General features: G+C 69.2%; 10 protein-coding genes and 1 pseudogene. 7 read left to right on the forward strand and 4 right to left on the reverse strand.

Annotated features, from left to right (window positions below):
- Nucleotides 1–53: 53 nt before the first annotated feature.
- Nucleotides 54–737, reverse strand: a complete 684-nt coding sequence (locus ACFQ7F_RS42615) for an FMN-binding negative transcriptional regulator (protein WP_383283908.1) — start codon at nt 735–737, stop codon at nt 54–56.
- A 287-nt stretch (nt 738–1,024) separates the two neighbouring features.
- On the opposite strand from ACFQ7F_RS42615, the gene argJ reads away from it, so the two are divergent.
- The 7 genes and pseudogenes from argJ (at nt 1,025) to ACFQ7F_RS42650 (ending at nt 8,511) form a co-directional block, all read left to right on the forward strand.
- Nucleotides 1,025–2,179, forward strand: coding sequence for a bifunctional glutamate N-acetyltransferase/amino-acid acetyltransferase ArgJ (argJ, locus tag ACFQ7F_RS42620; RefSeq protein ID WP_383283911.1), 1,155 nt, complete (start codon nt 1,025–1,027; stop codon nt 2,177–2,179).
- A gap of 53 nt (nt 2,180–2,232) precedes the next feature.
- Nucleotides 2,233–3,054: pseudogene (gene argB, locus ACFQ7F_RS42625) on the forward strand (acetylglutamate kinase); the annotation flags it as partial.
- Complete coding sequence (locus ACFQ7F_RS42630; protein ID WP_383283914.1) at nt 3,051–4,256, forward strand: acetylornithine transaminase; 1,206 nt, start codon at nt 3,051–3,053, stop codon at nt 4,254–4,256. The pseudogene argB and the gene ACFQ7F_RS42630, both read left to right, overlap by 4 nt.
- 270 nt (nt 4,257–4,526) lie before the next feature.
- On the forward strand, nt 4,527–4,691 hold the full coding sequence (locus ACFQ7F_RS42635; RefSeq protein WP_383283917.1) for a hypothetical protein: 165 nt from the start codon (nt 4,527–4,529) through the stop codon (nt 4,689–4,691).
- A gap of 170 nt (nt 4,692–4,861) precedes the next feature.
- A complete protein-coding gene (locus ACFQ7F_RS42640) occupies nt 4,862–5,074 on the forward strand; it encodes a hypothetical protein (RefSeq protein WP_383283920.1) in 213 nt (70 codons plus the stop codon).
- Between the two features lie 103 nt (nt 5,075–5,177).
- Nucleotides 5,178–7,424 (forward strand): MMPL family transporter, encoded by a 2,247-nt coding sequence (locus tag ACFQ7F_RS42645; RefSeq protein ID WP_383283923.1) that lies wholly within the window; start codon nt 5,178–5,180, stop codon nt 7,422–7,424.
- A gap of 148 nt (nt 7,425–7,572) precedes the next feature.
- Nucleotides 7,573–8,511 carry an ornithine cyclodeaminase family protein gene (locus ACFQ7F_RS42650; protein WP_383283927.1) on the forward strand — a complete coding sequence of 313 codons (939 nt, stop codon included), beginning with the start codon at nt 7,573–7,575 and terminating at the stop codon, nt 8,509–8,511.
- A gap of 19 nt (nt 8,512–8,530) precedes the next feature.
- Here the strand turns inward: ACFQ7F_RS42650 and ACFQ7F_RS42655 are convergent, their stop codons facing one another.
- From ACFQ7F_RS42655 to ACFQ7F_RS42665, 3 genes are read right to left on the reverse strand one after another with little or no spacing between them, the layout of a single operon-like run.
- Nucleotides 8,531–9,838: a sulfite oxidase gene (locus ACFQ7F_RS42655; protein WP_383283930.1), complete on the reverse strand. Its 1,308-nt coding sequence runs from the start codon at nt 9,836–9,838 to the stop codon at nt 8,531–8,533.
- Nucleotides 9,839–9,891: 53 nt separating this feature from the next.
- Nucleotides 9,892–10,494: a sugar kinase gene (locus ACFQ7F_RS42660; protein ID WP_383283933.1), complete on the reverse strand. Its 603-nt coding sequence runs from the start codon at nt 10,492–10,494 to the stop codon at nt 9,892–9,894.
- A gap of 3 nt (nt 10,495–10,497) precedes the next feature.
- Nucleotides 10,498–11,655, reverse strand: coding sequence for an ROK family glucokinase (locus ACFQ7F_RS42665; protein WP_160508012.1), 1,158 nt, complete (start codon nt 11,653–11,655; stop codon nt 10,498–10,500).
- Between the last annotated feature and the right edge of the window lie 185 nt (nt 11,656–11,840).

Genomic DNA, 11,840 nt, shown 5'->3' on the forward strand with positions numbered 1-11,840 from the left:
CCTGACGGCGTGCGGGCCCTCGCTGTTGCCCCACTGCGCAGGGGCGAAGACCGTCACGGGAGTTGGCTCATGAACGCCGCGGTCTCGCGGTGCCGACCGCACTCCCGCCCGCTGAACTCCTTCTGCACACGGTCGCGAACCTCGGGCTTCTGCTCCTGGCTGAGCTTGAACATTCCCTCGGCCCCCGACACCGTGAGCCGGAACGCCCCGACGCCGGGCACGATGCGGCGGAAGTAATCGAGCGATTCGGCCATATCCCAGTCGGCGCCGAAATCAGCCTCAAAAGCACGGACAGTGGACTGGACCACTTCCAGGGTCTCCTCCGTGGAATCAATTTTCTCCACCACGCCCCGCACATGCACCGAGGTGAAGTTCCACGTCGGCGCGGCCGGCGTCACCTCGTACACCGTCGGCGAGACATAGGCGTGCGGCCCTGTGAATGTCAGCAGGGCCACGCTGCCGCTTTCAAGGGCCTTCCAGTGAGGATTGGCCCTGTTCATATGCCCAAGGAGTGTGGCACCCGACAGGTCCGCGGACCATTCGTTGGTCGCCGCAGGGTCCGGAATGACGGGAAGGTGCGTGGCAAACGGTGCCTCAGCCACAGCTCCGTTACTCACCATCAACGCCAGAGGATTGTTGCGGAGCAAATCGACCATCCATGAACTGTCCGGTTCGCGATATTGACTGGGAACGAACATACGAAACTCGCCCTTTCGGTGATCCGGCAGGTAGGACACGGCCTCAGTTCGGGGACGCTATCAGTGTATTGAGCGTCGAAGTCAATATCGATGAACCGTCGCACCGCTGTCCTGTCGGCGGGACACCGATCCCTCATCGCCCGGTGCCGTGAACCGCACTCCCAGCACTTACGGTATGGCGCCACGGAGTTATTGGGCGTAATACTGAATTGCCCTTGCGCGGTAGGTGAGCTGTTCGAAGGCGGCGCCTTCCGGACTGACATTCACGTCACGCACAAGGGCACTCCGAGTAACCAACTGTGGCCTTTCGGCCGAGGAGTTGCATCATGAGTGTCACGGCAGCACGCGGATTCTCGGCTGCGGGCGTCGCCGCCGGGATCAAGGTCCACGGCGGCCTGGATCTGGCGCTGGTGGTGAACAACGGCCCGCTCAGGGCGGCGGCCGGAGTCTTCACTTCCAACCGGGTCAGGGCAGCCCCCGTGCTGTGGTGCGAACGCGTCATCGCGGATGGCACCTTGAGCAGCGTCGTACTCAACTCCGGTGGCGCCAACGCGTGTACGGGACGGGGCGGCCTGGAGGATGTGCGCGCCACCGCGGAGAAGGTGGCCGACGTCCTCGGCGGCCATGACACGGCGGATGTCGCCGTCGTGTCCACGGGGCTCATCGGTGTCCGGCTGCCGATGGACAAACTGCTCACGGGTGTCGAGAAGGCGGCAGCGGACCTGTCCACGGACGGCGGCGATATGGCAGCGATCGCCATCAAGACCACCGACAGCGTGCACAAGACCGCGGTGGCCGAGGCCGACGGCTGGACCGTCGGAGGCATGGCCAAGGGTGCGGGCATGCTGGCGCCCGGACTCGCCACCATGCTGGTCGTTCTGACCACCGACGCGGACATCGACGGTGAATCCCTCGACAGCGCCCTGCGCACGGCGACCCGCAGCACCTTCGACCGCGTCGACTCCGACGGCTGCATGTCCACCAACGACACCGTGCTGCTGCTCGCCTCCGGGGCGTCGCGGATCGTCCCCTCTTACGAGGAGTTCGCGACGGCCGTGCACGCGGTCTGCGAGGACCTCGCGCGACAGCTCGTCGCCGACGCCGAAGGTGCCGGCAAGGACATCCGGATCGACGTCGTCAACGCGGCATCGGAGGACGATGCCGTCGAGGTCGGCCGGTCCGTGGCCCGCAACAATCTGCTCAAGTGCGCCCTGCACGGCGAGGATCCCAACTGGGGCCGGGTGCTCGCCGCGATAGGCACCACCTCCGCCGCCTTCGAGCCGGACCGGCTCAACGTCGCCATCAACGGTGTCTGGGTCTGCGAGGGCGGATCGATCGGCGCGGACCGCGCCACGGTGGACATGCGCGGCCGGGAGGTCGTGATCACCGCCGACCTCGCGGCGGGACACGACGCGGCGACTGTCTGGACCAACGACCTGACCGCGTCATACGTCCACGAGAACAGTGCGTACTCCTCATGAGGGCGCATCGGGACAACGCTCCGGCCGCTCCTCGGCCCGTCACCGGGCAGCACCGGACAGTCGTGATCAAGCTGGGCGGGAACGCCATGGTGGACGAGGAGCTGAAAGCTTCCTTCGCCCATGACGTCACGCGGGTGCGCGACGCCGGGTTCAGTCCGGTCGTCGTGCACGGCGGTGGCCCGCAGATCAATGCGGAGCTCGAACGGCACGGACTCGTCTCGGAGTTCAAAGCAGGCCTGCGGGTCACCTCTCCCCCGGCGATGGACGTGGTCCGTATGGTGCTCACCGGCCGCGTGCAACGCGAACTGGTCGGACTGATCAACCGGCACGGCCCGTACGCGGTCGGCATGACCGGCGAGGACGCGGACACCATCACGGCGGTCAGACATCTGCCGATGATCGACGGCGAACCCCTGGACATCGGGCGGGTCGGCGAGATCAGCGAGGTGGACACCGGCGTTCTCGACGCGCTGCTCGCGGACGGCCGCATACCGGTGGTCTCGTCGGTCGCCCGCAGTGCCGACGACGGACACGTCTACAACGTCAACGCCGACACGGCCGCCGCCGCGCTGGCCACCGCACTCGGCGCCGGAGAGCTGCTTCTGCTCACCGACGTGGAGGGCCTCTATGCCGACTGGCCGAACAGCGACCAGGTGATCGAAAGCCTCACGGCCGTCGAACTCGAGAAACTGCTGCCGGAGCTGACCCACGGAATGGTCCCGAAAATGGCGGCCTGCCTGCACGCGGTACGTCATGGAGTCGCCCGGGCGCGGGTGCTCGACGGACGCGTACGGCATTCGACCCTCACCGCGATGCTCACCGACGAGGCGTCCGGCACCACGGTCACAGCGGACGAGGAAAGGGGGCTGCGATGAGCGGCACGACGAACAACAGGCTCACCGAGCGCTGGCGGGCGTCGTTGATGGACACCTACGGGACGCCGCGCGTACCGATCGTGCGCGGTGAGGGTGCCGTGTACTGGGACGCCGACGGCAAGGAGTACGTGGACTTCCTCGGCGGTATCGCGGTCAACTCCCTGGGCACCGCGCACCCTGCGGTGGTCGACGCCGTCCGCGAGCAGATCGGCCGGCTCGGCCATGTCTCGAATCTCTTCGTCGCCGAACCGCAGATCGTGCTAGCCGAACGGCTGTTGAAGCTCGCGGGGCGCCCTGGACGGGTCTTCTTCGCCAACTCGGGCGCCGAGGCGAACGAAGCCGCGTTCAAGATCGGCAGGCTGACCGGGCGCAGCCGGGTCGTCGCCGCGCAGGGATCCTTCCACGGCCGCACCATGGGCGCTCTCGCCCTCACGGGTCAGCCCGCGAAGCGGGACCCGTTCCAGCCGCTGCCCGGCGGGGTCACCCATGTGCCGTTCGGGGACGCGGAGGCGCTGCGGGCGGTTGTCGACAGCGATACGGCGCTGGTGGTCCTGGAGCCGGTCCAGGGCGAGAACGGCGTCGTCGTGTCCCCGTCCGGATATCTGGCCGCGGCGCGCGAGATCACCCGGGCGGCGGGAGCCCTGCTCGTCCTGGACGAGGTGCAGACCGGCATCGGCCGTACCGGCCACTGGTTCGAGCATCAGGCCCACGAAGTGGAGCCGGACCTCGTCACGCTCGGCAAGGGCCTCGGCGGCGGACTCCCGATCGGTGCGGCCCTCGCCTTCGGTGCGGCGGCGGATTTGCTGACACCTGGCTCTCACGGCACGACGTTCGGGGGCAATCCGGTGGTGTGCGCGGCTGCGCTCGCGGTCCTCGACACGATCGCCGGCGAGCGTCTTCTGCCGCATGTCACGCGGCAGGGCGAGAACCTGCGCCAGGGCATCGAAGGGTTGGCACATCCGCTGGTCGGCCAGGTGCGGGGAGCCGGCCTGCTGCTCGCGGTCGTTCTCACCGAGCCGCTGGCCGCCGCTGCGGAACGAGCCCTCGAGGATGCGGGCTTCCTGGTGAACGCCGTCACGCCGAGCGTGCTCCGCCTCTCCCCGCCGCTGATCATCGGCGACGACGAAGTGGCGTCGTTTCTCCGGGCGCTGCCGGGCGTACTGGACCAGGTGCAGGAGGAAGGGACGTCCGGTCGATCGTGACACCCCATCAATGGCGCCATTAATGGCGTCAACATAGAACGTCGTTGACGCCATCCGGCCCCGGGTCCGGACCGTCGAGCGACTCATCGCAGCCACGCAAGCAGACCCTCCCCGTCGCACATACGCGCAGGTAGATGGCCTATTCTCACGCCACAGCCAGCCATCGAAACCCTCGGGTGCACCCCGCAGCCCGCAGGCGGGTTTCGGTCAAGCTCGCCCCCACCGCCGTCACCGTTCTTTGTGGCGCCAAGATTGTGCCATCATGGCGTCATGAATTTCACGGCGTACGTCGACCACTTCTTACGACAAGAGCTCGTGGCCGTCGCCTACGCGGGCGGCGAAGAGACCCGTGCCAGGCCGACCGGGTCAGCGGTGCCCCTGCGCCGGACCCGGTCGTCCTACGACCGCACGTTCCCGCAGCCGAGTTCGTGGTGAAGCCGCCCATGGACCGGCAGGGACGTGGGAGCCGTGGGAGCCGTGGGAGCCGTGGGAACGACAGCCCCACGAGGGCGCCGGAACCCGCCGTTCCCACCCCCAGCGGTTACATCCGGCTTCAATTCGCGGACGCACGCGGCTTCGAAGCGGCCGCCACCACCTTCGATGCCGTGACGAGGGACGACGACGCGCTGGCCGTCTACATCCCCACCGACGGCGGCATCCCCACGCTCAAGGCTGTCCTGGAGGCCCTGGACGCCCGGTCCATCGACGCCGAGGCGCTCACCATCCACACCCCCGACCTCGGCGACGTCTTCCTCGCCTGCACCGGCCGGTTCCGGCCCGACGTCGGCTTCAACCGAGGGAAGGAGGACCGCCCATAGCGGCCCGGCCCCCGACGTCACTCGTCGTCACTCGTCATCGCTCGTCATCAGCAACCCCCGACCCCCACCGTTCACCGGCGAATCCGATAGGAGCTCTTTCGCTGTGGCTACTCTGCTCTACAAACTTGGCCGCCTCGCGTTCCGACGCAGGGGCACGATGGCCCTGCTGTGGGTGCTTGTCTTTATCGGCGCGATCTTTGCCGCCGCCTCGGCCCCACCGCTTCCCGCCGACACGTTCACGATGCCCGGCACCGAAACGCAGAAGGCGTACGACCTGCTCAAGGACAAGTTTCCTTCCCTGAGCGCCGACGGGGCCAAGGCCCGGGTGGTCGTACGCGCCCCTGACGGCAAGGAACTCGCCGAGCCCGCCGAGAAGCGGAAGGTCGCCACCCTGGTCGCCGACCTGGAACGGGCACCCGAAGTGGTCAGCGTCGTCGACCCGTTCAAGGGACAGGCCGTCAGCAAGGACGGCACCACAGGCTACGCGTCGGTCGCCTACGACGTCGGCGCCACCCAGGTGAGCCCGGAGGCGCACAAGGCCCTCACCAAGGCGGTGGACGACGCCCGCGACAGCGGCCTCACGGTCGAGATGGGCGGCGACGCCGTCCCACCGTCGCAGACGATGGGCTCGGGTGAGGTCATCGGCATCGCCGTCTCCGCCGTCGTGCTGCTCATCACCTTCGGCTCCCTGCTGGCCGCCGGAATGCCACTGCTCACCGCCATCATGGGCGTCGGTATCGGCATCTGCGGCATCGTCACGCTCGGCAGCACGCTCGGCCTGTCCTCCACGACCTCGACGCTGGCACTCATGCTCGGCCTCGCGGTCGGCATCGACTACGCGCTGTTCATCCTCTCCCGCTATCGGGCCGAGATCGCCGCGGGCAGGGAGCGCCAGGAGGCGGCCGGGCGAGCAGTGGGCACGGCGGGCTCCGCGGTCGTCTTCGCGGGCCTCACCGTCGTGGTCGCCCTCGCGGGTCTCGCCGTCGTCAACATCCCCATGCTGACCAAGATGGGTCTGGCCGGCGCGGGAACCGTGGTCGTCGCCGTACTCATCGCGATCACCCTCGTCCCCGCGCTGCTCGGCTTCGCCCCCGTCAAGGTCCTGCGCCGCAGGGATCGCGCACAGCAGTACGGCAAGCCTCTGTCGGCCCGACAGGAGCGCAAGGCCCAGAAGCATGAGGGCCGGCAGAAGCCGAACCTCGGCACCCGCTGGGCACGGCTCGTCCTGCGCCACCCCGTGGCCGTTCTGCTGGTCGGCGTGGTGGGTCTCGGTGCCGTGGCCGTACCCGCCGCGAGCCTGGAGCTGGGACTGCCGTCCGAGGGGACGATGGCGGCCGAGACGACCCAGCGCAAGGCGTACGACATGGTGTCCGACTCCTTCGGCTCCGGCTACAACGGCCCTCTGATGGTGACCGTCGAGGCCAAGGACGCGGCGCCCGCCGCCGCGAGGGTGGGCAAGCAGCTGGGCGAGGAGAAGGGTGTCGTCTCCGTGAGCCCGGCGGAAGCCAACAAGTCCGGCGACACCGCGATCGTGAACATCATGCCGTCCACGGGACCGGCCGATCCGAAGACCGAGGATCTGGTCAAGTCGTTGCGGGGCAAGGCGAAAGACATCCAGACAGACACCGGCACCCACATCCTGGTGGCCGGCCAGACAGCGATGTTCATCGACTTCTCCAAGACGCTCGACGAAGCGCTGTTCCCCTACCTCGGTCTCGTCGTCGGCCTCGCGTTCCTGCTCCTGATGCTCGTCTTCCGGTCGATTCTCGTCCCGCTCAAGGCCGCTCTGGGCTTCCTGCTGTCCGTGTCCGCCGCCCTCGGTGCCGTGGTGGCCGTCTTCCAATGGGGCTGGCTGGCGAATGTGTTCGGCGTCGACGAACCGGGCCCCGTGATGAGCACGATGCCGATCTTCATGATCGGCGTGGTCTTCGGTCTCGCCATGGACTACGAGGTCTTCCTGGTGACCCGGATGCGCGAGGCGTACATGCACGGCGAAACCACGGGCGACGCTGTCGTCACCGGATTCCAGCACGGCGGCCGGGTGGTCGCGGCTGCCGCACTCATCATGATCAGCGTGTTCTCCGGCTTCATCATGGAGGACAACGACTTCATCCAGATGATCGGGTTCGGCCTCGCGATCGCGGTCCTGTTCGACGCGTTCATCGTCCGCATGGCCATCGTGCCCGCTCTGTTCGCCCTGCTCGGCAACGCGGCCTGGTGGATGCCGAAGTGGCTCGACCGCCTGCTGCCGAACATGGACGTCGAGGGCGAGCGCCTGTCCCGACTCCCCACCTCCGAACCCCAGCTGCCGCAGCGCCGCCGGGAGGTACAGCCGCACTTCTCGGAGTGACCGTCGGTCTGCCGGAGCAGGTCCCGGCTCCGGCAGACCTGGAGGTGTTCTATAAGGGAGTGATCATGAGCGTGAAGTGATGCGACGCGATGCGGGCAGACGACTCCGGGCAACAGTCCTGAGCAGAAGGCCCCGAAAGGAACCAGTCATGAGCGAGGCCCCGCCCTACATCGACGCCGAAGCGATGGCCCGGATCGTCCCGATGTCCGCGGCGATCGAGGCGGTGGAAGCCGTTCTCAAGGCGGGCCTCGACCCGGAGTCGGAGCCTCCGCGGGGAGTCGTGGACGTACCGGGCGGCCAGCTTCTGCTGATGCCGTCGTCGACGACGTCGTACACAGGCGTGAAGATCGCCACGGTCACCCCGGGGAACGCGGCCCGCGACCTCCCCCGCATCCAGGGCGTGTACCTCCTCCTGGACGGAGCGACCCACAAGCCGCTGGCCCTCCTTGACGGCATCGCGCTGACGTCCCTGCGCACCCCCGCGGTCTCGGGCGCGGCGATCAACCACCTGGCGGTCCCGGACGCAGGCCGTCTTCTGGTCTTCGGCACCGGTCCCCAGGCCTGGGGCCACGTGGAGGCGGTCCGCGCGGTGCGCCCGACGCTGGCCCACGTGGACGTGGTGGCGCGCAACCCTGAGCGGGTGGCGGCCTTCGTGGAGCAATGCCGCGAGGCGGGGCTCTCGTCGGCGCCCGCGACCCCGGCGGACGTCGCGACCGCCGACGTGGTCTGCTGCTGCACCACGGCCCGCGAACCGCTTTTCGACAGCGCGCTGCTCCCCGCCCACGCGACGGTCGCCGCGGTGGGCTCGCACGAACCGGACGCGCGCGAGGTGGACGAGGGGCTCCTGAGGCGCGGCCTGGTCGTGGCGGAGTCGCACGGCGTCGCGCTGCGGGAGTGCGGGGACATCGTGCTCGCGGTGGACGCCGGGGCTTTTACCGTGGGGCGGCTGCGGACTCTGGGGGAATTGGTGCGGGGCGAGGTGGAAGTGGCTGAGGGGCGGCCCCGGTTGTTCAAGTCGGCGGGGATGGCTTGGGAGGATCTGGGGGTGGGCGCGGCTGTCTATGAGGGGTGGAGGGCAGCCGAGTAGGAACGGGCCCTGCGGGCTCTCACACCACCCTCACCGCATGCCGCACCACCGCGTCGAACAGATACCCCTGGGAGTTGTGCACCGTCGCCTCCGGCTGGGTGCGCCCTGTCGTGTCCGTGGCGCGGGCCAGGAGTGTCGTCGGGCCCGGATTCCTGGGGTGCCACGGGGTGGTCCAGCGGGTCCAAGTCGCGCGGTGGGGTGTGTCCTTGAGGTGGGCCCTGTGCCATGTCGCGCCCGCGTCCGTACTGACATCCACCCGCGCGATCGCGCCCGTCGCCGACCACGAGCGGCCGGTGAGGTGGTGGGTCGCGGCCGCCTCGACGCTCGCGTTCAAGGGGAGTTCGAAGGCGGACTTCAGGGTCTGGCGGGTCAGAGGGGCGCTGCCCTCCGGCGGGTACGCCTCGCCGAACAGGCGGTAGAACTGCGTGTTCCACGGGGAGTAGAGCGGCTCCGCCGAGACCTCGATGTCGCCCACCCATTTGATCGACGCGATACCCACCCACGCCGGGACCAGGACCCTGACCGGGTAGCCGTGGTCCGCGGGGAGCGGGGCGCCGTTCATCTCGTAGGCGAGGATGACGTCGTCCAGCGCCTTGGAGAGCGGGAGCGGGCGGCGGACCCTGCCCAGGTTCGTGCCGTCGTCCGTGACGTAATCCGCGTCGAGGCCGCTCGGCATCACGTCCACCGCATGTCTCGATACGCCTGCCTGACGCAGGACTTCGGAGAGGCGTACGCCGCGCCAGCGGGCGTTGCCGATCGCTCCCAGGGTCCAGGCCGTGCCCGAGGCCGGCTGGCCCTGCTGGGTGGTGAAGAAGCTTCTGCCGTTGCCCGCGCATTCGACGAAGGCGGTGCGTGACGTCGACGGGAGGCGTTTGAGGTCCGCGAGCGTGAACTCGCGCGCCCTGCCGTCCTTCAACCCGTCGCCCCAGATCTTCAGCCTCCACGTCTTCGCGTCCAGGATCGGCGTCGCCGTGTGGTTGCGTACGAAGAAGTGGGATGCGGGGGTGTGGAAGGGCGTCCCGGCGAGCGCCTCGAACTTTGTCTCCGCGTTCGTGCCCCGGATCGTGAAGCGGTCCGCGGGGAGCGGCTTCACGATTCCGGCGGCGGCTGCCGTCGCGGCGGTGCCGGTCGCCGCCGTCGCTCGGGGTGCTCCGAGGGCCGAGGCCCCGCTCATGGCCCCGCCCACGGCCCCCGCCGCGGCAAGGAGCCGCAGCATGTCCCTGCGCGCGACCCCGTCCGCCCGCGCCTCCCCCGACAGCCACTGGGCGCGTCGGCGTCTGTCGTACTCCTCTTCGGATGCCCCGTCGGACTTCTCTATGGAGATCATGGACGTCATCGTACGAGCCGGCCCCTTGGCAACTCGCGGATGAAACACGCCAGTTACGGGGTTGTCGTAGACACTACATACACCATCGGGTGCTCCGCGTTGACGCGGTTCACCACCACGTCCAGGGTCGGCGCCGGGTCCTTCTTCTTGTGGGTGAGGCCCAGCCAGGGGCCCGGGTCCGTGAACTGCCAGCCGACCACCTTGCGGTCGCGCTTGCTGATCGTGATGTCGTTCCTCTTCAGTTCCGTGGTGCTCGTGCCGATCTGCTTGAGGAACTTGTCCAGGCCCTTGTTGCTCGTCAGGAACTGGGCGTACAGGCGGCTGGTGCGCCAGTTGTTCGTCTCGTAGTAGGCGACTTCCCTGGAGTACGGGGCGATCGGCACGTCGTAGAGGCGGCGCTGCACCTTGGAGGGCCAGCCCGCGGTGAGGCCGGTCGCGGAGTACTTGGCCTCCTTGTCGCGTCCGCTGTTGCGGCTCTGGTTCGCGGAGATCACCAGATAGCCGGCCGGTACGCCGATCAGGAGCACGATGATCGTCGCCGTCAGCCAGCGGCGGCGGATCATGTGGCGGTGGCCCTCGCGGGGGCCACCACCCTCGCCGGCGGGATCCGGGGATTCCGGAGATTCCGGGGACGAGGGTTGGCGGGGCACGGTCATCGCTTACTGAGTCCCCTGAGAGGTGCGGTCGTTGGTGCGGCGCGCTTCCACGTAACGCTCGTAGCGTTCGTGGCGCTCCACCCGGCGGCGGTTCGCCCGGCGGAAGCGGCGGGCCACCAGGCGGGCCAGGTCGGCCGCGCCCACCATGCCCGCCTCGGGGCCCAGCTGGGCGCGGGCGATGCGGGCCTCGGGGCGGTAGCCGCGGCCCGTCAGCTGGCGGCGGAACGCGTCGCGGGCCGGGCCGATCAGAAGGTCGTCGGCGGCCGAGACGCCGCCGCCGATCACGAAGCAGGACGGGTCGAGGGCCGCCGCGAGGTTCGCGATGCCCACACCCAGCCACTGGCCGATGTCCTGGAGCAGCTCCACGCACATCGCGTCGCCGTCGCGGGCCAGCTCGGTGATCAGCGGGCCCGTGATGTCGGGGATGTTGCCCTTGACCCGCTCGATGATCCCGTACGCGACCGGGGAGTCGGCAGCCGCAAGCTCGCGGGCCTCCCTGACCAGCGCGTTTCCCGAGCTGTACTGCTCCCAGCAGCCGCGGTTGCCGCACGGGCAGCGGTGGCCGCCGGGGACCACCTGCATATGGCCGAACTCCCCGGCCACGCCGAACTTGCCGCGCTTGACCTGACCGTCCTCCAGGATCGCGCCGCCGATGCCCGTGCCGAGGGTGATCATGACCAGGTGGTCCTCGCCACGGGCCGCGCCGAAACGCCACTCCGCCCACGCGGCGGTGTTCGCGTCGTTGTCCACGAGCACGGGGACCGCGAGGCGGCCGGAGATGCGGTCGCGCAGCGGTTCGTTGCGCCAGGACAGGTGCGGGGCGAACAGGACGCGGTTGCGGTCGGCGTCGACCCAGCCCGCCGCGCCGATGCCCACCGCGTGCACATCGTGCCGGTCGGAGAGGTCGAGGACCAGCTCGACGATGGTGTCCTCGACGACCTTGGGGCTCTTGGACTTGTCCGGGGTCTCCGTGCGGAGCGTCTCCAGGATGTTGCCGTCGGCGTCGACGACGCCCGCCATCACCTTCGTGCCGCCGATGTCGATGCCGACGGTGGGGACGCGGGGCGCCGTCAGATGGGATCGGCGCTCACGCGTGCCCACGGTCCGCAGAACGGTGGCTCGGGCGGAGCCGCGGTGCGCGAGGTCGCGGTAGGTGCTCATTGCGGCGATTCTGCCTCACACTCGCGGGGGCGCGCACAACGGGACTCGCGGGGGCGCGCACAACGGAACTCGGGGTGCCCCGTACCCAGGGCGCCCCGTAGGGGCGCGGGACTGTGACATCTGCGGCTCCGCCGCGGGGCGCGAGCAACCACAGAAAAGCCGCAGTCGCGTCTGCCGGGTGACCG

The organism is Streptomyces sp. NPDC056486 (assembly GCF_042795295.1).
In the GTDB taxonomy this organism is placed as follows: domain Bacteria; phylum Actinomycetota; class Actinomycetes; order Streptomycetales; family Streptomycetaceae; genus Streptomyces.